This is a genomic window from Furfurilactobacillus rossiae DSM 15814 (genome assembly GCF_000428925.1).
Lineage (GTDB): Bacteria > Bacillota > Bacilli > Lactobacillales > Lactobacillaceae > Furfurilactobacillus > Furfurilactobacillus rossiae.
This window is the reverse complement of sequence record NZ_KE386820.1, coordinates 19,010-39,922: the sequence shown is the minus strand read 5'-3', so window position 1 is coordinate 39,922 and position 20,913 is coordinate 19,010. Positions and strand designations below refer to the sequence as shown.

At 44.0% G+C, this 20,913-nt stretch carries 22 protein-coding genes and 1 tRNA gene; 8 read left to right on the top strand and 15 right to left on the bottom strand.

From position 1 onward, the window contains the following. Nucleotides 1–143: 143 nt before the first annotated feature. The 4 genes from G400_RS0113255 (at nt 144) to G400_RS0113240 (ending at nt 4,072) form a co-directional block, all read left to right on the top strand. Complete coding sequence (locus G400_RS0113255; protein ID WP_404825512.1) at nt 144–1,466, top strand: C1 family peptidase; 1,323 nt, start codon at nt 144–146, stop codon at nt 1,464–1,466. Nucleotides 1,467–1,658: 192 nt separating this feature from the next. Continuing rightward, nucleotides 1,659–1,952: a hypothetical protein gene (locus tag G400_RS15930; RefSeq protein WP_017262619.1), complete on the top strand. Its 294-nt coding sequence runs from the start codon at nt 1,659–1,661 to the stop codon at nt 1,950–1,952. Nucleotides 1,953–2,033: 81 nt separating this feature from the next. Beyond that, the gene (locus tag G400_RS0113245) at nt 2,034–2,720 is read left to right on the top strand and encodes a response regulator transcription factor (protein ID WP_017262618.1); all 687 of its coding nucleotides are present in this window, start codon (nt 2,034–2,036) and stop codon (nt 2,718–2,720) included. Next, nucleotides 2,717–4,072, top strand: coding sequence for a sensor histidine kinase (locus G400_RS0113240; protein WP_017262617.1), 1,356 nt, complete (start codon nt 2,717–2,719; stop codon nt 4,070–4,072). The genes G400_RS0113245 and G400_RS0113240 overlap by 4 nt, the downstream gene beginning before the upstream one ends. 58 nt (nt 4,073–4,130) lie before the next feature. Here G400_RS0113240 and G400_RS0113235 read toward each other — a convergent pair whose 3' ends face one another. The 10 genes from G400_RS0113235 to G400_RS0113190 form a co-directional block, all read right to left on the bottom strand. Further along, nucleotides 4,131–4,808, bottom strand: coding sequence for a 2,3-bisphosphoglycerate-dependent phosphoglycerate mutase (locus tag G400_RS0113235; protein ID WP_017262616.1), 678 nt, complete (start codon nt 4,806–4,808; stop codon nt 4,131–4,133). A 150-nt stretch (nt 4,809–4,958) separates the two neighbouring features. Next, nucleotides 4,959–6,068, bottom strand: a complete 1,110-nt coding sequence (locus G400_RS15925; protein ID WP_017262615.1) for a LysM peptidoglycan-binding domain-containing protein — start codon at nt 6,066–6,068, stop codon at nt 4,959–4,961. Nucleotides 6,069–6,311: 243 nt separating this feature from the next. Next, on the bottom strand, nt 6,312–7,259 hold the full coding sequence (locus tag G400_RS0113225) for an AEC family transporter (RefSeq protein ID WP_017262614.1): 948 nt from the start codon (nt 7,257–7,259) through the stop codon (nt 6,312–6,314). A 144-nt stretch (nt 7,260–7,403) separates the two neighbouring features. Further along, nucleotides 7,404–7,805, bottom strand: a complete 402-nt coding sequence (locus G400_RS0113220; RefSeq protein WP_017262613.1) for a DUF956 family protein — start codon at nt 7,803–7,805, stop codon at nt 7,404–7,406. A 155-nt stretch (nt 7,806–7,960) separates the two neighbouring features. Beyond that, a complete protein-coding gene (locus G400_RS0113215; protein ID WP_017262612.1) occupies nt 7,961–8,896 on the bottom strand; it encodes a PTS system mannose/fructose/sorbose family transporter subunit IID in 936 nt (311 codons plus the stop codon). A gap of 21 nt (nt 8,897–8,917) precedes the next feature. After that, nucleotides 8,918–9,727 carry a PTS mannose/fructose/sorbose transporter subunit IIC gene (locus G400_RS0113210; RefSeq protein ID WP_017262611.1) on the bottom strand — a complete coding sequence of 270 codons (810 nt, stop codon included), beginning with the start codon at nt 9,725–9,727 and terminating at the stop codon, nt 8,918–8,920. Nucleotides 9,728–9,757: 30 nt separating this feature from the next. Further along, on the bottom strand, nt 9,758–10,750 hold the full coding sequence (locus G400_RS0113205; RefSeq protein ID WP_017262610.1) for a PTS sugar transporter subunit IIB: 993 nt from the start codon (nt 10,748–10,750) through the stop codon (nt 9,758–9,760). A gap of 84 nt (nt 10,751–10,834) precedes the next feature. Continuing rightward, the gene (locus G400_RS0113200) at nt 10,835–11,329 is read right to left on the bottom strand and encodes a PTS system mannose/fructose/N-acetylgalactosamine-transporter subunit IIB (protein ID WP_017262609.1); all 495 of its coding nucleotides are present in this window, start codon (nt 11,327–11,329) and stop codon (nt 10,835–10,837) included. Beyond that, nucleotides 11,329–11,742, bottom strand: a complete 414-nt coding sequence (locus tag G400_RS0113195) for a PTS sugar transporter subunit IIA (RefSeq protein WP_017262608.1) — start codon at nt 11,740–11,742, stop codon at nt 11,329–11,331. Before G400_RS0113195 ends, G400_RS0113200 begins: the two co-directional genes overlap by 1 nt. Nucleotides 11,743–12,280: 538 nt before the next feature. After that, nucleotides 12,281–12,964 carry a Crp/Fnr family transcriptional regulator gene (locus tag G400_RS0113190; RefSeq protein ID WP_017262607.1) on the bottom strand — a complete coding sequence of 228 codons (684 nt, stop codon included), beginning with the start codon at nt 12,962–12,964 and terminating at the stop codon, nt 12,281–12,283. A gap of 195 nt (nt 12,965–13,159) precedes the next feature. Here G400_RS0113190 and rpsN point away from each other — a divergent pair, with 195 nt between their 5' ends. Next, nucleotides 13,160–13,429 carry a 30S ribosomal protein S14 gene (gene rpsN, locus G400_RS0113185; protein ID WP_017262606.1) on the top strand — a complete coding sequence of 90 codons (270 nt, stop codon included), beginning with the start codon at nt 13,160–13,162 and terminating at the stop codon, nt 13,427–13,429. Nucleotides 13,430–13,533: 104 nt separating this feature from the next. Here the strand turns inward: rpsN and G400_RS0113180 are convergent, their stop codons facing one another. The 4 genes from G400_RS0113180 to G400_RS15470 all read right to left on the bottom strand — a co-directional run bounded on the left by G400_RS0113180 (nt 13,534) and on the right by G400_RS15470 (nt 17,936). Then, nucleotides 13,534–14,553 (bottom strand): LCP family protein, encoded by a 1,020-nt coding sequence (locus tag G400_RS0113180; RefSeq protein WP_017262605.1) that lies wholly within the window; start codon nt 14,551–14,553, stop codon nt 13,534–13,536. 756 nt (nt 14,554–15,309) lie between these two features. Further along, a complete protein-coding gene (locus G400_RS0113175) occupies nt 15,310–16,050 on the bottom strand; it encodes an SDR family oxidoreductase (RefSeq protein ID WP_017262604.1) in 741 nt (246 codons plus the stop codon). A gap of 60 nt (nt 16,051–16,110) precedes the next feature. Beyond that, nucleotides 16,111–16,542, bottom strand: coding sequence for an HIT family protein (locus G400_RS0113170; RefSeq protein WP_017262603.1), 432 nt, complete (start codon nt 16,540–16,542; stop codon nt 16,111–16,113). 35 nt (nt 16,543–16,577) lie between these two features. Next, nucleotides 16,578–17,936 carry an MFS transporter gene (locus G400_RS15470; protein ID WP_017262602.1) on the bottom strand — a complete coding sequence of 453 codons (1,359 nt, stop codon included), beginning with the start codon at nt 17,934–17,936 and terminating at the stop codon, nt 16,578–16,580. Nucleotides 17,937–18,108: 172 nt separating this feature from the next. Here G400_RS15470 and G400_RS0113160 point away from each other — a divergent pair, with 172 nt between their 5' ends. Genes G400_RS0113160 through G400_RS0113150 form a run of 3 tightly spaced genes read left to right on the top strand, consistent with a single transcriptional unit; the run spans nt 18,109 to nt 20,736 of the window. Beyond that, nucleotides 18,109–19,017: an AraC family transcriptional regulator gene (locus G400_RS0113160; protein ID WP_017262601.1), complete on the top strand. Its 909-nt coding sequence runs from the start codon at nt 18,109–18,111 to the stop codon at nt 19,015–19,017. A gap of 23 nt (nt 19,018–19,040) precedes the next feature. Next, nucleotides 19,041–20,270 (top strand): multidrug efflux MFS transporter, encoded by a 1,230-nt coding sequence (locus G400_RS0113155; protein ID WP_017262600.1) that lies wholly within the window; start codon nt 19,041–19,043, stop codon nt 20,268–20,270. 22 nt (nt 20,271–20,292) lie between these two features. Next, nucleotides 20,293–20,736: a hypothetical protein gene (locus tag G400_RS0113150; RefSeq protein ID WP_017262599.1), complete on the top strand. Its 444-nt coding sequence runs from the start codon at nt 20,293–20,295 to the stop codon at nt 20,734–20,736. Nucleotides 20,737–20,828: 92 nt separating this feature from the next. On the opposite strand, the gene G400_RS0113145 is transcribed toward G400_RS0113150, so the two are convergent. Beyond that, nucleotides 20,829–20,913 (bottom strand) — tRNA-Leu (locus G400_RS0113145).

Genomic DNA, 20,913 nt, shown 5'->3' with positions numbered 1-20,913 from the left:
TCATGAACCCCTCTCGTTTAGTAACTTCACACATTGTGGAAGCACAAATCTAGTTTGCCCCTACTCACCTCTTTTTAATGTTCTTCTAATGCAGTATACTGTTTTCATGCATATAAAAAGGAGTGATCCATTTGAGTACTGAAATTACACCTGATCAAATTCGCCGTTACGAAAACGAATTATCAGAACGCAAGGACGCCTCTGTTTTGGAACGAGCCGTTAAGAAGAACGGTATCCTGGCAACTGCCCAAGACGACATTGCTAACGTCAACATGACACCAATTTTCTCCATTGACTTGGATACTGGTCATGTTGCCAACCAGAAGCAAAGTGGTCGTTGTTGGATGTTTGCCGCACTAAACACTATGCGCCACGCTATGAAGGATACCTTCAACCTGCCTGGTGACTTTGAATTATCCCAAAACTACACCTACTTCTGGGACAAGTTCGAAAAGGCTAACTACTTTTACGAAAACGTCATCAATACAGCTGACAAACCATTAGATGACCGTAAAGTCGCCTTTTTGATGGAAACACCTCAACAAGACGGCGGCCAATGGGACATGATTTGCGCCATCATTGAAAAATATGGAGTCGTGCCACAATCTGCAATGCCAGAAACCTTTAACTCATCTGCTTCTGGTCAGATCAATAGTTTGTTAAACCTGAAGTTACGTAAAGATGCCGTTGAATTCCGTGAACTAGTCGCTAACAAGGCCAGCCGCGCAGAAATTGACGAAATGAAAGACCGTAAGTTACAAGAAGTCTATCGCATCCTGTCTTACAGTTTCGGTGAACCTGTCACTAAGTTTGATTTCGAATACCGTGACAGTAACAAGGAATACCATATTGATCGCGGTTTAACGCCTAAAACATTCTACGACAAGTATGTTAAGTGGGATCTGTCTCAATACGTTTCTATCATCAATGCGCCAACTGATGACAAGGAATATAACAAGACCTACACCGTTGAAATGTTAGGTAACGTGGTCGGTGGCCGTGAAGTTAAACATTTGAACGTTTCAATGGAAGACTTCAAACAAATGGCCATTGCACAATTACAAGCCGGCCAAAGTGTTTGGTTCGGTTGTGATGTTGGTCAAAGTTCTGACCGTAAGAACGGCATCATGGATACTAAGGTTTACGCTAAGGATGAATTATTCGACGTTGACTTCTCCATGAGCAAAGCTGAACGATTGGACTACGGCGAAAGTCTGATGACTCACGCCATGGTATTGACTGGTGTTGATCTTGTCGATGGCAAGCCAACTAAGTGGAAGGTTGAAAACTCTTGGGGCGATAAAGTTGGTGACAAAGGTTACTTTGTCATGAGTGATGCTTGGATGGATGAATATTGTTACCAAGTTGTTGTTAACAAGAACTTCATGCCTGAAAACCTGCAAAAGGCTCAGGAACAAGAACCTAAAATGTTACAGCCTTGGGATCCAATGGGTGCCTTAGCTTAATAAGTGCACATTTAGTGCATGATAAAAACTGTGAGTTAACGCTCACAGTTTTTTTATTTGCCATTTTCCACGGCCCTTTACTTTTTCTTTTCTAGCTTTTAAGCTCCCTTTATGTTGCATTCAATATGATTAATCATGTTCCAAAGTAATCGGAACGAACTAAACATCTTGTGTTCGAATGGAGTGATCGATATGTTAAAAGATTCTCGTGATTTAATTTCAGCAAAAGTTATTGTGGCACAATGCCCTACCCTTGTGGCCGAAACAGAAACTGGTCAAAAGTTTGAAGTGAACGTCACACGCCAACAAAAGCGTGATCCATTATTTTGGACCACCATCGCTGACATTTTACGTGAAGGAATCTGGGTACCTGTTACCAAGACTTATCACCAACTCTGTGACAACGGTTGGCTAGTTAATCCATCCAATCGTTTAGTTCCAGCAGTCGCATCGGAAGGCATTTTCGACTACAATAATCAAAAGTAAACCAATGCCAAACTAAATTTACATTTTGATAAAACAAGTTTAACAACTAGGGAATTCTTATCTTCGAGGGGGAGACAAATTATGCAACAACTTGCACGAGGCTTAATTGTTGAAGATGACCACACTGTGTCAGACAGCATCAAGGAACTGCTTACCGACGTGATTGCTTGTGACCAGGCATTTGACGGTGAAGACGGTGAATTCATGGCCACTCAGGGAATTTACGATCTCATCATTCTCGATTGGATGTTGCCACTGGAAAGTGGTCTGGATGTACTCAAGGCCATTCGCGAACAACACTTAGATGTACCTGTTTTATTTTTAACCGCTAAGGACGGTTTGGATGACAAAATTCGTGGCTTTAACTTAGGTGCAGATGACTATCTCACTAAGCCTTTCCATCGTGAAGAACTTCTGTTAAGGGTGCGAGCACTGCTAAAACGTAGTGGTAGCTTTCTAAACGAAAATATTCTAACTATGGGTAGCATCAGTATCAATTTACAAAACCATGCCGTTACTGTTAATGACAACCCTGTGCAATTGAACGGCAAAGAATTCGATTTACTGGTGTACTTTATTCAGAATCAGGGAACGATTGTGACCAAAGATCAAATCTTTGATCGCCTCTGGGGATTTGATTCTGAAACATCCATTACAGTAGTCGAAGTTTACGTTTCAAACCTCAGAAAGAAACTCAAGCCAACCGGTGCGGACGCATACATCAAAACATTGCGTAACGCTGGTTACCTTGTGGGAGCAGAGCAGTGAAAACGAAACAAGCACAACACGCCTTCGGCAAACAACAATGGTGGCTATTCGTCAGTGAACTCATCAGTTTCGCCGTCATCTTTCTTACATTAGGCACTATCTTGTGGCAGGTTTTTCAGCCGTCTATTTATCAAAGTGTTACTCGTGGAATTAAAGTGCAACGGCAAATATTGCTTGGCCAACGTGTCACTGGCGGTCCGGCTAGCCAGGACGCATACCGGGCCATTGCTTTTCGAACGTCACTGCTGGTGTTTGACTCAGACGGTACACTCATCAATGGCAATCCGATGGCTGGCACACCAAACGCAAATAACTCAGCTAACCAGCCGAAAAAGAAGAAAAAGACGGGTTCTCAAAACGATTATGTTAATGTGCTTCAGCAAATCAAACTCAATCCACATCATTTGAATGAACTGCGCGACATCCGCGTGAACGGCCAAAACAACTTTCGCACGATGACAATCAAAGTTCCGGCTGCTAACAATGCGTTGGGTTATGGCGGCTACTACGTGATGATTGTGACTAACACCGATTCTGAACACGTTTCTGTCGATGTATTCAAACGCACGCTATTGTGGACGATGGTGACCTTCTGGTTAATTTCAATCTTACTGAGTTATGTGCTGGCGCGTCTCAATATGCGGCCAATTCTCCGATCTTGGCAACGACAGCGCGAATTCGTAGCCAATGCTGCCCATGAATTACGGACACCACTGACTGTCATCCAAAATAAACTCGAAATGATGTTAACCCGCCCAAATGATAAGGTCATGGATCAAACCGAACAAATCACCATGTCCCTGTCTGAAGTAAGACGTTTGAATTCGCTAACCAGTGACTTACTGTTACTAGCGCGTTCAGATTCGGATATGACACAGATTCGAACCGAGTCTGTCGCGATGGCGCCATTTTTGGAAACGGTCATTCAACCGTACTCAGAAATTGCGGACAGCCAGGATAAACACTTTGAGGAGAACATTCAGCTTGACCGCGATTTAGTGATTGACAAGCAACGAATCCATCAATTGATTGTCATTTTCTTGGATAACGCGCTGAAATACACCGAGGCAGGTGCAACAATCAGTTTCTCGGCTCGAGTCGTTAACAATCGTTGGGAACTTCAAGTAAAAGACACGGGTATAGGCATCAAAGACCAAGATAAAGCGCACGTTTTTGACCGCTTCTATCGTGTTGATAAATCAAGAAGTCGCGCCACCGGCGGCAACGGTCTCGGTCTCTCTATTGCTAAGTGGATCATTGACAGTCACCGTGGTAAAGTCACTGTCAATGATAATCATCCACAAGGAACCATTTTTACCATTAGCTTCCCACTAACAAAGCCAAAAAAATAAGGGGTTTCCGACATGTGCTCACGCAAATGTTGGCAATCCCTTTTGTTATAGTTAAAAATCACAAAATCTGTTTATTAATTACATTTAAATGTTCATCAAACGTATAGTGGATTGGCTCTGCATTGGGTACCTCGACCTTACTAATGTCTGCGTCGCTAACATGGTCCAAATACTTGATTAACGCTCTCAGGGTGCTGCCATGAGCCACAACCAGTTGATTGTGACCATCAAGGAGACGTGGTGCGATTTCGTCCACCCAATATGGTATCAAACGGTCATAGGCCATGGCTAAACTTTCACCACGCGTCAAAATCGTCTTTGGAAAACTAGCGTATCGCCTGTCGTCCAAATGATCTGGCTGGTCCAAAAGCGGCGGCACAACGTTGAAACTTCTGCGCCACTTGGCCACCTGGTCTGCACCGAACTGAATTCGTGTTTGATCTTTATTAAGTCCACGTAAGGCGCCATAATGACGCTCGTTTAAACGCCAACTTTTGTGTTCAGGAATCCAAAGTTGATGAATTTCGTCCAGTACTAGGTGGGTTGTTTGTATTGCACGTTGTAGCAAAGAAGTATGCACATCTGTAAATTGTAACCCAGTTGATGCCAGAACTTTGCCAGCCTGCTGTGCCTGCTCGATTCCCTTAGGTGTCAACGGAACGTCGGTCCACCCTGTATAAATATTGTCACGATTTGCCGTACTCTCACCATGACGAATAATAACCAACTCTACCATTTCTCTCATCCCAACTCGTCTTAATCCTTCTACTTAGCCTGACGTGTTATTAGTTCACACTAATTATCGTACCATGCCAGTAAGGTGAAGTGAAACTAGTTCAAACAAAAAAGAATCGCCACAAGGACGATTCTCGTAATAAAATTCAATTTAGAAGTGGATGTATCCAGCAGCTTCGCTAGCAGAGATAGTCCGTGCGTTGTAGGCTTGACCATTGAAGTTACCTTCGATGATGTTAACCGTACCGTTACCGTTAACGCCAGTAACATAAGCAACGTGCATGTAGCCAAAGAATGCAACTGAACCGGCAGTCGGTGTTTGGTTAACTGCAACGCCACGAGCAGCAGCGTTAGCACCCCAAGCATTACCATTACCAAGGTAAGCCCACTTAGAACTAGAAATACCTTCAGCCTGTAAGATACCAGCTACAAAGGCAGTACATTGGCCAGCTGGGTAACCTTGAACACCGCTGTAGAAGCCGGCAGTACCGGCTGCCTGAGCACCACCAAAGGCAGTTGAGGCTGCAGCAGGTGCTGGCGTGTTGACATTAGTCGCTGTAGTGTCATTGTTTGTAGCAGGTGCGGCTTGTGAAGTCTGAGCTTGTGAGGCTTGGGAAGCTGGTGCTTGGGAAGCAGCCTGACTAGCAACACTAGTTGCCTGTGAAGCCTGATATGCAGGTGCTTGGCTAGCTTGTGATGCTTGGCTTGCCTGTGAAGCAGGTGCTTGGCTAGCTTGCGATGCTTGACTAGCTTGTGAAGCAGGAGCTTGGCTAGCAGCTTGTGAAGCAGTACCAGTTGTGTGCAGTACTTGACCAACCATCAAAACGTTAACGTTTGAGATACCGTTCAATGAAGCTAAGTCAGAAACTGACTTACCTGTTTTAGAAGCGATGGCGTTTAACGTGTCACCAGCAACAACTGTATAGTCTCCGTTAGCATCAGCACTGGTAGCTGATGTTGCAGCTTGACTTGTGGCCTGACTAGCAGTTGGCGCAGCTTGACTAGCTTGTGATGATGACGTCTTGCTGTCATTATCATCAGGAATAATCAAGTCCTGGTCAACATAGATTAAGTTGGCATCAGTCAAATGGTTCGCCTGCACAATGGCATCAACAGTGGTGTGGTTTTTTTGTGCGAAGGCCCACACAGTGTCACCTTTAATTGATTTTACAGTTGAAGCATTAGCTGATAATTGAACACCAGCCAAGACGCTGGCAGCACCAGCAGTTGTTAATAATACATTTTTAATAGACTTTTTCACGTTATTCACTCCTAAACAATTCATCCCGTTTGAACGACTCTATGTAGCAATTACTGTGATTAATACTAGTCTTCGCGTGTAACAGGTCCATACCAGCCATATAACACTTTGTTACGAATGTTACAGCAGTGTTACATTGTGCCATGAAAAGTTCTTGAAAACGCGGTTTAACGCAACTTATTGTCAAACATGCGGGCACAAAAAAATTAAGAAAAAGTGAAGTTATTACGAATTTCCTAAGGATCAAACCACTTTTTGAATTAAAACCATCATGATTGGGACCACGATAAGTGACATTAGTGTCGTTTCTGTAACCATAATTGATGCAAAATCAGCGTCTGCATGATACAACTTAGCAACCACAGGTGCGTTTGTCATTACCGGCATACAGGACTGCAGAATGAAAACTTGCTTCATCAGTGTCGGCATGTCTGCATGCATAACAAGTAATATCATCAAAACCGGCGCAAAGATGAACCGCCCAGACAAGACACCCAAGCTGCTTCGATTCAACCGCATATTCTTAAGGCCTGCATTGTACACGGAAACACCTATGAAGAGCATGGATAACGGTATCGTCAAACCACCCAGATACGTGAACGTTTGGTTCAAGAACTTTGGCAAATGCACATTGATCAAGACAAGAACAACCCCAATCATGAACCCAATCAGTGGCGCAGAGAAAATTTTACGCAAAATCATGCCAAACGTAAGATGCTCTCCCACTGAGCCATCACGTTGAATAAAGTAAACGCCGATCGTCCAAAAGATCGTCGTATTGGCCATGTAATATACCAAAACGTATGGCAAGCTCTTAGTGCCAAAGATGGCCATGTTAATTGGTAGCCCGACAAACACCGTGTTGGAATTAAAAAACATGGAGGTAAAAAGCCCCCTGCGGCTGGGATCGATTCGCAACACGTACACCAGTCCCCACGCAAGAATCATCAGCAGCATCATTGAAATGACAGGGAAACGTAAATCGGGCAATAAGGCATACAATTCGCGTTTGGAAAAATCCCGTGTAATAGAAATAATCATGTATGGGGGCAAAGCTATCTGGGTGACCAACTTAGCCAACAATCTCGTTGAGTTCTCATTGAACCACCCTTTGCCTGCGAGGACATATCCCACAGCCACCATCAGAATAATAATTAAAACACCCTGTGCACTTTCAAAAAAGATTCCCATGAATTTACAGTCATTCTTTCTATTAGTTAATATTTTAGTTAATGATTTCTAGTATAGCACTCCCTTTTAACGTGATTAAAAAGCAAAAACACCACATACTGCCAGCAAGTGACAGTACGTGGCGTTTACAATTTTGACGGTTAATTACTGTTGCTTTTGTTTCCTTGATCGTGGGCGCCGGGTGAACAGTGCCTTTAGATTACGGCGCATAACCTGAAAGAACGTCAACGAACGAACAATATGATCCGCATCAACGTGATTACGAATGGCACGAAGCACAGCTTTAGGATGTCGTGAGGAAAACTTATAAGTTCCGTTCCGAGTTGTTTGAAGCGCATAACGAGGAATCACTTTACCCTTGAACATCACAGAGGCGATCACTAAATCGACATCCTCCCATGGAATCTGGATAAACTTATTGCTGTCACGATCGTTGTAAAACTCAAAGGCCTTATCACCGACCATAATCTTGCCGTAGTCGCCCAGCCCCATATAGGAAGTACCATCGATAACCATTTCAACCTTTGTATTCAGTGATTCAACCATGTTCTTCTCTCCTAACCTGTATTCAAACGCCTATCCGCATCATACTACGTTAATCACGATTTTCAAACGCAGCAACAATAACTTATTTATAATGCCAAGGGCACTTACTTTCGGTTGTCCGAAAATGAGTGCCCCTAACAAACCGTAACTTTTGGTTAAAGCCAACCAACCACGTGAAGTAAAATACCAAAGATGAAAATACCAAGAATGATGATGATTGGTGAAACTTTCTTCTTTAATAACCACATACATAAGAAGGTCAGTAACAGAGCAGCTAAACCAGGAATTAATTGATCCAAGTTATCTTGCAATGTCGTCACTTTAACTTTGTCTAATGACAAACCCTTACCTAAGTTATACTCAGTCAAGGCCTTGTGGATACCGGCAGCCCCACTTGGGAGATGGTTCCAGTCAATGAAGGCACCTTTTTGTTGGGTGATCCGTGAAACAACAGGCTTAAAGTCAATCTTAACCCAACGCTGAATCAGGGCTCCAATTACAAACATCCCCATCATGGAAGCGCCACGAGTAACTTTCTGTAATAAACCACCAGATAAGTCATCGGTAATCCGTGAACCGGCACGGTAACCAAATTCTTGGGTGTACCACATAAATGCCCAACGGATCAAGTTCCAAAGAACGAAGAACAGAATTGGTCCGACAATGTTACCGGCAATCGCCAATGATGCACCTAAGGCACCAACAATAGGACGAACGGTGTACCAGAAGACTGGGTCACCAACACCGGCTAACGGACCCATCATCCCAACTTTAACCCCTTGAATGGCAACATCGTCAACGGGCGCACCATTGGCACGATCTTCTTCTAAGGCTAGCGTAACACCAATAATTGGTGAAGCTAAGTATGGGTGAGTATTGAAGAATTCCAAATGACGTTTGTAAGCGGCAATTCGGTCTTCTTTTTTTGTATATAACTTGTTCAGGGCAGGCATGAGTGAATATAGCCAACCACCGTTTTGCATACGTTCATAGTTCCAAGAACCTTGAATGAACGTTGACCGCCAAGCAACCTTTAAACGGTCGTTTCTTGTTAAACTAATCTTTTTAGTATCAGTTTTATTATCAGCCATTTTCGTTTCCCTCCCCTAATTTTAATAGTCGTCCAAAATGTCGCCTAACGGATCACCGGTGTTATTGTTGCCACCGCCTCCGTTACCGCCATTTGAACCATGTTCATCGAGCTTCAAGTACATCAGAGCCATGGAAAGGCCGATAGTACCAATAGCAATTAGAGTCAGGTCAGTCAATGCAGCAAGTGCAAAACCAATTGCGAAGAAAGGCCAAACTTCGGAAGAAGCCATCATGTTGATAACCATGGCGTACCCAACGGCAACAACCATGCCACCACCAATGGCCATCCCATCTGATAACCATGCAGGCATTGCTTCAAGCATTGCCCGAACTTGTGAAGCTGGGATAATCAGCAGTAACGCTGCTGGAATCGCAATCCGCAAACCTTGTAAACAAATACAAATTACTTGCCACATATCAATCGTGCGGTAGTTACCTTTTTCAGCCGCTGCATCCATAATGTGGATGATAGCAACCGTGATGGTACGAACAATCATGGTTAAGAACAAACCGGCAACGGCCAGTGGAATCGCAATCGCGATAGCTGAACCAATACCCTTAGTTCCTTGACCACCTTGAACCAAAATAATAGCAGATGCGACTGATGCCAATGCGGCATCGGGTGCAACAGCGGCACCAATGTTTGCCCAACCTAAGGCAATCATTTGAAGGGAACCACCCAAAATAAGTCCGGCTGTCAATTGACCTGTAACTAAGCCAATTAACGTACAAGCGATTAAGGGTTGATGAAATTCAAATTCATCCAAGATTCCTTCCATGCCGGCAAAGAATGCAACGATTACAACAAGAATCATTGATATAGCAGACATTTGAAAATCCTCCTATCTATGTGGTAAAAATTATGAATTTTGTAGTTCTTTACGAGCCTTTTCAACGATGTCGTCCATGTTGGCTGATGAATCATCCGGCACTTTCCGAACGTCGAACTTAATGCCCGCTTGCTTAAGTTTATCGAAGGTCTCAACGTCTTCTTTACCAAGTGACAGAACCTTGCTGACAGCAACTTTGCCAGCTGAGTGAGCCATTGAACCGATATTCAACGTCTTGATATCCACACCACCCTGAATGGCACGTAATGCGTCTTCTGGTGTTTCAAACAAAACCAACGCCTTTGTGGCACCAAAACGAGGATCCTTGGCAACCTCAATCATCTTGTCGACTGGGATAACGTTGGCTTTAACACCCGGTGGTGTTGCCTCAACGATCATGTTCTTACGTAGCTTATCCTTGGCAACATTATCTGAAACAACGATAATGCGGTCTGGATTAACAGAACGGGTCCATGCAGTGGCAACTTGCCCGTGAAGTAGACGTGAGTCGACACGTACCAATCCAAACTTAATGTGCCCATCGCCTAAGACTGTTCCTGGCGCAATTGCGGCTTTTGGCTGGTTACTGCCAGTGTCAGCCTTGGATGCTTCTTCCTTTGGCTGTAACGACTCTGGCTTGATGCGTACACCATCTTTTGCCGTTTGTAGGATATGCGCAGCAATTTCATGTGCGTTATCCATTGTCATCCGGGAACCGTAAGCTTCAATGACCATTGGCAAGTTCATGCCGGTCACAATAGCCCACTTATCCTTGTGTTCTTCAAACAGGCTGTTTGCCTGATTAAATGGTGTTCCACCCCAAAGGTCGATCAGAATCAACACTTGATCTTGATCATCAAACGTTGATACTGCTTTTTCGAACTTGGCGTGGACATCATCTGGGCCTTCACTTGGCAGCAAGGTGACCGTTTGCACGTTCTCCTGTTTGCCGAAGATCATTTCACCTGATTGGTAAATACCTTCAGCAAAGCCGCCATGACTGGCTAAGATAATCCCTACCATGTGTGTCCCTCCTAAATTAATAAAATGTGAAGCCATTAATCATTCGCAACATTTAGTTTTAACTAAAGGCTACTGGAAATCAAATCAGATGCCTTCCTGCGCCAACAACGCCATTAAATCACGTTTTTTATCCGTTGGCACCTTTCGTACTTCCAATTCGACGCCCGCATTATGCAATTCGCGGAAAGTTTGTGCATCATCTCCACCAATTGCAACGGCATCCGTAACCATCTTTTTGCCATCCGTAAAGCTCAGGCTACCGATGTTAACGGATTTAATCTCAACGCCGCTTTTAACAACGCGTAGCACATCGCGCGGAGTTTCGAACAACAAGAACGCCTTGACTTGGTCAAACCGTGGATCTTGATAAACTGAAATCAATTTATCAACCGGAATCACATTGACCTCTACACCAGCTGGTGCAGCCTGCGTGATCAACGTTTTCCTCAAGTTATCCTTAGCAACGCCATCTGACACAACCAGGATGCGATCTGGAGAGATTGCCTTTGTCCAAACCGTAGCCACCTGACCATGCAATAATCGTGAATCAATTCTTACCAACCGAATGTCCATGCTCATTAGTTGACCTCCTCGTCAGGTGTCGTTAAATCCAAATGTTTAACGCCCGCCTTAGCGATTTCCTCTAAGTGCGGGACCACCTGATCCAATGTTTGGTTGCGAACGGTATACGCCTCAATCAGCATTGCCAGATTCAAACCAGTGATTAGACCCATCCGGTCCGTGTGCTCGGCAACGATACGACTAGCAACGTTGAACGGTGACCCTCCCCACAAATCAACGAGGAACAACACCTGATCATCTTCGTCAAAACTTGCCAGTGTTTGGTCAAACTTCTTTTTCAAGTCATCTGGACCTTCATCTGGCATGAACGTCACGGTAGCCACTTTCTGCTGATCGCCGAAGATCATCGTGGCCGATTGCTTGATGCCGTCCGCAAAACTACCATGACTGGCTAAAACAATTGCTAGCATTTCGCGTGCACCTCCCTTCACGACTTAATCAGGAACAATGTCAATTATATGGCACAAGATTGACTTTTTCACTACATACGTATTATAACCGTTAAATGATTGTCAGTAAAGCGCTTACAATCCCGTTTAAAAAAATCCGTTGAAACCATCTTGATATGTACGTGAAAGCTTGTCCCTAATATCTTAAGCACGTGACTAGCATACCGTAGTGAAGCGCTTACATCAAGTACAAATCACCCCCTAAGTGTCCGAAAAGTTTCAAAATGGACTAGACAGGTTGATAGACGGGCATTTTCTGTTTTTAAAAAATTTTTGATTTTTTTGATAAGTTATCTGCCTTTTTATATGGGTTCCATTCAGGGTGTTTAAAAGATGGTGTCGAGTGCTCTCGCTTTCATTCCTTTTGTGGTCTATTTACGGTACAAGATGCAGTGTATTCGTTCATTAAAGGAGACAACGCCTTGAATCATCATAAGACGCTATCTCCTTTAGTTTTGTCGCCTGTTCTAACTGAAAATTAGGGGTAATTTTTCCGAAATTACTCTTGTAATACAAGTTGATCCGCATCTAAAATCGCAATTTGATTGCCGCGACCCTTCTTTAACCAACCAGCAGTCTGAAATTCATTTAATTTACGACTAATCGTTTCCGGCGTAGTACCAAGGTATACCGCAATTTCCTTCTTTTGAAGCGGCAAAGTGAACATTGTCTGCGCTGGAAAACTTGCAGCCGTTTCAACTAAATAGTCAGCAAGACGACCACCAATTGAACTCGTGGTCACACTTGTTGCCTTACCCTCTAGTTGACTGATTCGTTTGCCAAATTCATTAAGGATACCAAGCGCTAGTTGCTGTGCCTTTGCCAACAACGCCTGAAAGTCCGACCGCTGAATTGAGCACACCTGAGTTGGCACCAGTGCTTCCGCATAACTTGTCCGTGCAACTGGATTGAAAAGCGCTGCCTCGCCATCGAAATCTCCCGACTGAAGTAAGTATAATAATTGTTCACGTCCGTTGGCGGCCAGCTGATAAACTTTGGCCTGACCAGCGGCAATAATAGTCAACTGGTCAGCCTCGTCGCCAGCGTTAAACAGCGTTGCGCCCTTTTCATAAACATGTTCATGAACAATGGCACTCACCTGCTGTAATTCAATCGCTGTCAATTGCTTAAAAATTGGTACCAGTTGAATACAATCATGTGTCCCCAGTTTCTGTTCCCGCATCTTGGCACCTCCTTATATACAAGATATTGTAACAGGTAAATCCCAAAGTAAACTTGATTTGGATCAAGCGTATAAAATGCTTTGTTTTAGTAAGCATATCTGTTAAACTAAACAGTAATCGTTACAGTTTTTGGAAACAAGCATTGTTATCGTCATTATGAAGTTAGTCAATTTTAGGAGGAATGAATTCAGTTTATGGCAAAAAAATCTAAGATCATTAAAGAACAACGCATTGAAGCTACCGTTGCGAAGTACGCTGATCAACGTGCTCAAATGAAAGCGGCTCATGACTACGCTGGGCTCGCCACCCTGCCGAAAAATGCTTCACCCGTACGCATTCACCGTCGTGATAAGATCGATGGTCGTCCGCATGCTTACTTGCGCCAGTTTGGCCTATCACGGCTCAACTTCCGTCAGCTCGCCTTGCAAGGCAAAATTCCTGGTGTACGTAAAGCTAGCTGGTAATGCGTTAGTTCAGCCCTTTTATATAAATGCGTTTTGACTAAAAACTGCCAGAATGATGAGTTTGCTCATCACTCTGGCAGTTTTGTTTTGTCTTTTATAGTAATTTATTCATCCGTTTTTGCTGAAAGGTCCAAACTCTTACGGATTTCATTGGTAACCCGTTGTTTCTCGCTTGAACTAACCACTTCAAACGACTGGCCATTAATCATCTGACCTTGTCCTTGCATGTGATCAGTGGTCATGTCCTTCGTGGAAGACCGATAGCTAGATGCAAGTTTAACCAAGTCAGAGCTGGTTAAATCTGTTTGTGACTCATTAGCAATCGAGTTTAAGAAGCTAGGATTCAAAACCGTCTGAACAGAAATGGACTTTCTAAACAGCGCTTGGACAACTAACCGTTGACGTGTTTGACGCCCATAATCGTTTTGAGGATCATCATAACGCATCCGTGAGAACTTCAAGGCAGTTGAACCGTTCATGTGGTAGGTTTGTCCCTTTACGAAAGAGGCACCCTCATAGTTGAACGTTAACGGTGATGTAACCGTCACACCACCCACTTCATTAATCGCTTTTTCCAAACCACCCATGTTCAACAACGCATAGTAGTCAATTGGAATATTTAACAGATTCTGAACTGTCTTAATGGTTGTCCCAACACCACCATATGAGTACGCAGCGTTGATTTTAGCCGGTGAATCCTGAGGATAACCGGCAATATCTGTCATCGTGTCACGAGGTAAGCTGACAAGCAGCATCTTCTTAGTCCGTGGGTTGATGGTAGCAATCATGATCGTGTCGGTTCGACCTTTATCGGTTCGTCCCAAAGCACCGGTATCAGTTCCCAAGAACATAATTGAAATTGGCTTCTTACTCTTTAGCACTGACTGTGTGTCACGCGCCTTAGTAATTCCTGCCGATTTATAAGCTTTGTTGCTGGCTGAATTGATGTTGTGATAAGCCATTGCCCCAAAACCGACAATTGCTAACACTAAGACAATGACAATGCCCCAGAACCAGCGCCAAGGATGAAAGCGGCGACGGCCATTGCCACCCTTTTTACCACTCGTTGGTTGTTCATTATGGCGTTGCATTCTTGATGGTTCTTGATTTGGTTCGTTATCCATATTCGGGTCCCCCAAGGAATTAATTCTTCCTAATTACTCACGCCTACAGATTGTAAACCAAGTTTGTCCACAAGGCGAGAAATAACGGTAAACATTTACCGTTTATACCGCGATTTTAATTTTTTCTTATGAACACTTGCATACTTAGTTGCGCAAACGCACTTTCAACCTTTTGTTTCGAATTATCTGGTTAGTCTGTTTGTGATTCCGTTACGTCGACCAGAAGCTCCGTTCCACTGGGACCGGTCTCAGCCTGCTCCGCAGTCTTCCACCTCGACTTTAAGCCTTCATAACCCGAAGTCTCAAAGCTCGTCCTGCCTGACTAAGCGGACCCAAAACGCCCACTAAGTCAGGATTTCACGGAACTCCGTTTCTGGTCGACTTCGCTCATGTACAAAGTGCTTAGTGAAAATGCTACATCAAATAACCTGCGGATTATCGCATGCTTCTGTTGATTAAGAACAAAATTACAAACTGAGCTGGAGGGCGTCAAAATTGAATGTAAGCCGTGAAAGTGGTGTTGATTCGGCGATTTTTCCGAATTTACAGCACAGGACGGCCGTGGAGACTCGGGGGCTCACGAGGCTTCGCGGCGAGGTGAAAGACTGTGGTCTACAGGCTTGAACCGGTCCCACGACTACGTTCAATTTTGACAACCGTAAGCATCGCTTAACCACTATGTTTACCAACGATAAAAATATCCGCTACCAAATAGACAAAGTGCTAGGCAGCGGATATTTTCAATTAAAGTACAAATTAGTTTTCTTGAACAGTTGGGCGTAACAGAATTTCATCGATACCAACATTTTCAGGTTGGTCAATGGCATAAAGAACTGCGTTTGCCAAATCTTCTGGGTCCAAGCCGATTTCTTCTTCACGAGCACGGGCCTTCTTTTGTAATTCAGGATCGCCAACAGTCTTCCATAGTGCGGTGTTAACGTTACCTGGTGATACGATGGTTGAGCGAATCATGTTAGGACCTTCCTCTTGGCGAAGAGCATCCATGATGGCACGAAGCGCAAACTTAGTCCCTGAGTAAATGGCAGCGTTAGGGTTGATAACGTGACCGGCATTTGAGTCAGTTGCGATAAAGTGACCAAAACCTTGTTCCTTCATGATTGGCAATGCGGCAGCAATCCCGTACAGAACACCCATAACGTTAATTTGGAAAGCGCGTTCCCAATCTTCAACCTTCAAATCACGTAATGGTGAGTTAGGCATAACACCGGCATTGTTGTACATAACATCGATCTTGCCATACTTGTCGTGAGCTGCCTTAACAAAGTCAGCAACAGAACTCTTGTCGGTTACGTCAACAGTCTTATAAGCTGCTTCGCCACCATCTGCTTCAATATCTTCAACTTGTTTCTTCAACAGGTCTTCACGGCGAGCACCGATGAATAACTTGGCACCATGTGCAGCTAACTTCTTAGCAGTAGCAGCACCAATACCAGATGAAGCACCTGCAATAACAACAACTTTTCCTTTAACAGTCATAACTAAAATCGCTCCTTTTTTAATTATATGCTAAGCCCGTTCCCGGACGTCGGCATCACTCTATAGATTTTCCTTGATCTTGTTGATAATATCTTCGTATTCTGAATCGGTTAACTTCTTAGGGTTTTCAGGGTTATTAACGAAGGCATCGTTCCAATCACTGTCGCCAGGCTTCTTTGGCACAACGTGAACGTGCAAGTGAGAAACCGTGTCGCCATAAGTTCCGTAGTTAATTTTACCAGGGTTAACGGCTTTCTCAACAGCCTCGGCTGCGTGTGCAACGTCATCGTAGAATTCGTGACGTTCAACATCAGTCAATTGGAATGGTTCGTCAACGTGCCAGTTCAAAACAACCGCGACACGACCAAGGTGTGTTTGGTCACGTGCTAAATAAACTGTGGCAACATGCAATGATTCGATTTCAATGTAGTTTGCATCAAGCTTTTCAGTATGAGCACAATACATACAATCTTTTTGGAAACGTTCAACCATGATAAAAACCTCTCTTTATTTAAAATATTTGATCACTAGTTAATTGGGTGGCTCTGTGTTTCTGCATCGGCAGTAACTTCTTCATCCGAAGTCTTTGCCGTTTGAGTCGCACTCTTACTTGAGTGCAAACTGAGAACGATCAAGCCGGTAATAATCAACGCACCAGCTAAGAAGTACATCCCCACCGTTGTGCTACCAGTGGCGCTCTTCAACCAACCAATTGCATATGGTCCAAAGAAACCACCAAAGTTACCAACAGCGTTCACAATCCCTAATCCAACGGCAGCAATCCGAGGATCAACCGTCGTGGTGATTGCCCAGTAAGGACCGGAGTATGCGTAAACCCCAATGGCAGACAGGCAAATGAAACCAACGGACATAACAGGAACAGATGTGGTTAATGCGGCACCGATAAATCCAAGGCCACCAAGCAATGCACCACCGGCAGTATGCCAGATTCGTTCACCACTACGGTCAGACCACTGACCGTTGATAACCAACGCAACTGCACCAAGCAGGTAAGGAATAGCACTAATCAAACCAACTTGCATTGTAGTCAAGCTGCTTGATAAGGACTTAACCATTTGTGGCATCCAGAATGTAATCCCGTACAAACCGATACAGTAGAAGAAGTTAATCCCAGTCATCTTCCAAATCTTAGCGTCCTTGAAGGCGTCAACAAATGGTGCCTTGATGACTTTCTTTTCACTTTCCTGCTTAACATCATCGGCAAGTGCTTTTTCCAACCAGCTCTTTTCGCCGGCTGTCAGCCACTTAGCAGTATTAGGTTTGTCAGCCAAGAAGAAGACGGTGTAAACACCCATTAAAATGGCAGGAATCCCAATGATAATGAATAACCAACGCCAGCCTTCAAGGTTTAACACCATGTGAACCTGAGTGATAATCCAAGTTGCAACTGGCGCACCAATTGAGTTTGCCACTGGCGGCGCAACCATGAATGCTGCAATGGCCCGTGCACGATCTTTACTGCGAATCCAGTACGTAATGTAAAGGGTCATGCCTGGGAACAAACCAGCTTCGGAAACACCGAGTAGGAACCGTAGCACAATCAGCATTGGTACGCTGGCAACAAACCCAGTTACCAAGGTAACAGTTCCCCAGAAAACCAAGATAAATGCCATCCAACGACGAGCACCAATTTTTTCCAGCATCATGTTGCCAGGAATTCCAAACAGGAAGTAACCAATGAAGAAGATTCCGGCGATAAACCCATATGTGGTTGCAGTCAAACCTAAATCTTTATCCATCCCTCCAATGGAAGCGTACGTGATACTACTTCGATCCAAAAAGGCAATAAAGTAAATGATAAAAAGATATGGTAGTATATGCCATGTTACCTTTTTAAGAGCGCTTTGCTTAGCCTCTGTCATCATTAACACATCCTCACGCATGTAATATTTTATATTCTTGTGAAAACTTTTTCATGAAGTCGCTAGCTATCCTTCGCTTTCATAAAACATTATAGGGTAGCTTAAGCGCTTACATTTTGCCCTAATTTGCTCAATTTATGGAATTTATCACACTAAACTCATCAGGAGGAAAACCATGTCAGAAGTTCGTGACCTTCAGCTCAAAGTCTTATGGCTCAGCGGTCGCCTGTATCATCGCCATGAAATCGTCGAACCACACCAGCATGATTTTGCACAAGTCCAGTTAGTCCTTAGTGGACAGGAGTATACCGATCTAACACAGTCTAACGGGGACGATTCAGTTTCGGTAAGTGTGTTTGCAAACCAACTTGTCTTTATTCCGCCATACACAACACATTCATTTCACTTCGAACACGAAACAGTTGTTCTCGACGTTAAGTTTGACCTTCAGGCCGACATTGCCGGATTAATTGAAAAAAACGCCAGCCAACATATTTTCGATGTTGAGGACGTTTCTCCCTTTTATGCACTTTTAAACGAAGCCATTCCAGCAGAACAAAAACGATTTCCTGCTGCCGCTTTGCAACTAGATGTTGATTTCAAACAACTCTTACTGTCAACAATTTTCAAACAGCAACCGGCGGAGTCCAGCACGCACAACTTGGACCGACTTATTGATATCAATACTGATTTTCCACTATTAAAGTATCTACAAGATCATTATGCAGAGCCAATTCAGTTGCCTGAGCTAGCCGCCCACTTTAACTACAGCAAGAATTACCTTATCCGGATCTGCAAACGCGAAACTGGTCTCACACCAATGAATCTATTGCAGCACATCCGTTTGAAACACGCCCAAAATTACTTGGAGTATACTGATTTAAGCGTGAACGATATTGCGATCAAAGTCGGGCTAGACGCCAATTACCTCACTAAGTCTTTCACTAAAACAATTGGTACCCACCCCATTGCCTATCGCAAACAGAGCCGCCAGGAACACGAACGTAACATCACATTGATGAACACGTTCAACCGGCAGTCACAGCCACAAATCAAAAATTCAGTTCAACATCCAATGGATTAACCATATTAAGGAGGCGGTTTTATTTGAAAGATCAAAATGGATGGCGTCGAAACCTAGCTGTACTCTGGCTGGGAACATTTATTGCCGGTATGGGTTTCAGTGAAATCATGCCGTTTTTATCACTGTACGTTGACCAGCTTGGCACTTTCACAAAGGGGCAGCTGACCATCTACAGTGGTGTTACATATGCGGTCACGTTTTTCGTTATTGCCATAGTCTCACCATTATGGGGACAACTAGCTGACCGTAAAGGACGAAAACTGATGCTTCTGCGTTCAAGTGCAGGAATGGCGATCGTCATTGCCCTAATGGGGCTAGTTCATAATATCTGGATGTTGATTTTGCTGCGTTTCTTGCAAGGTCTCTGCGCAGGTTACATTCCTAACGCGAGTGCGCTGATTGCTACCGAAACACCAAAGGCAAAAAGCGGTAGTGCTCTTGGCATTTTAACTACCGGATATGTCAGTGGAAATTTGATTGGTCCAATTCTTGGTGGTGCACTAGCCGCCATCTTCTCTATTCGGATGACCTTCTTTATAACCGGTTTTCTGCTTGCAGTTGTCTTTTTTCTTAGTCTCTTTTTGGTTCATGAACATTTCACACCAATTCCACGAGCCAAGATGCAGTCAACCAAAGAAGTCTTTGCATCTTTCAAATCTGCTAGAGCAATCATCATACTGTTGATTTCTACCATGCTGATCCAAATGGGTAATAACTCAATCACACCGATTCTTAGTTTGTACGTTCGCGAATTAATGTCGCATACAGCTAATCTGACAATAGTTGCTGGTATTATCGCCGCTCTGCCTGGCATTTCAACTCTTGTATCAGCGCCGCAACTTGGGCGTTTAGGTGACCGCATCGGGACAGAAAAAGTCCTGATGGGTGGCTTTATCTTCGCCGTACTAATGTACTTCCCTCAAGGCTTTGTCAGCACCGTTGGCATGCTGGGCGTCCTGCGCTTTATGATTGGGATTTCGGATGGTGCCTTATTCCCTACCGTACAAACGTTGTTGGTCAAAAACTCTCCTGTTAACGTCACTGGGCGAGTGTTCAGTTGGAATCAATCATTTCAGGCACTTGGCAGTATGTTAGGTTCACTGCTTGGTGGCTTTGTTTCAAACTTATTTGATTACCGCGGTGTCTTTATCTTCACTGCCATCGCGCTTGCAGCGGATTTCTTACTTGTCTACATCGGTATTCCATCCACCCGCTTTCATTTTCACGCCTCAAATTCGGAAAGTTCAAACTAGTTTTTTAAAAGGAGTTTTAATCATGGATAAACAAGACATCGAATTACTGCAGCAGGTTTACGCAACAGCAGACAAACTCGCACTAAGTACGTCATTAAATGATACTGCTGACGTTAAAGTAATTAATTTTGTCTGGTATGCCGATCAGCCAGATACACTGTATTTTTCCTCCGTTCGTGGCAGTAACGCGTTAGCAATTTACGCCAAGCACGCAGACGCGGCTCTGATTACCATTCCTCACGAAAGTGAAACCACAAATCCGTTTGTTCGCGCCCATCACGTTACCATCACCCCATCTGACAAAACGATGGCTGATGACTTACTTCCCCGCTACTTAGAGTTGGTGCCTAACTACCAGCACGTATGGGACGCCATTGGACCGCAACTTGTCGCATATGAAATCAAACTTCACGATGTTCACGTGGATGCCGGTTTAGGCCAGCGAAAAATCAATCTCGTTTTTTAAAAACTCATCCACGACAAAAAAAGATCCTCGTAGTGAAATCATCACTACGAGGATCTTTTTAGACTGGTCAGCCTAGTTAACCAATCTGATTATGCGGCCACCGAGACTTGAACTCGGATGATCGAAGGGATCACAAGATCCTTAATCTTGCGCGTCTGCCAATTCCGCCATGGCCGC